Source organism: Cupriavidus sp. SIMBA_020 (assembly GCF_046535395.1).
Taxonomy (GTDB): domain Bacteria; phylum Pseudomonadota; class Gammaproteobacteria; order Burkholderiales; family Burkholderiaceae; genus Cupriavidus; species Cupriavidus campinensis.
The window spans coordinates 1-249 of record NZ_JAWRWU010001299.1 but is presented as its reverse complement, the minus strand read 5'-3'; the positions used below and the strand labels follow the sequence as shown (position 1 = coordinate 249).

1 protein-coding gene is annotated in these 249 nt (G+C 69.9%); it reads left to right on the top strand.

Features of this window, described 5'->3' with window-relative positions:
* The coding region (locus tag SB751_RS33705; RefSeq protein WP_410749459.1) for a TcpQ domain-containing protein at positions 1 to 249 on the top strand (249 nt) is incomplete at both ends.

Sequence of the window (249 nt, the reverse complement as noted above, 5' to 3'; positions counted from 1 at the left end):
GCGCAGCCGCGCCGGCAACGTCGGCATCGACAGCCACCGTGCTCGCGAGCGTGAGCCCGGCCCAAGGCCAAGTGGTCGTCGGCGGCCCGATTGGGCCTGCAACGCAGGTTGTGCCCGCGCCCGAGGCGCCGAAGGCCTGGACGGCAGCGGCTGGATCGACGCTGCGCGAGTCAATTCAGAAATGGGCGGACGAGGCGCAATGGCATCTCGTGTGGAACGCGCCGGACGGCCCGGACAAGCAAGTGAACT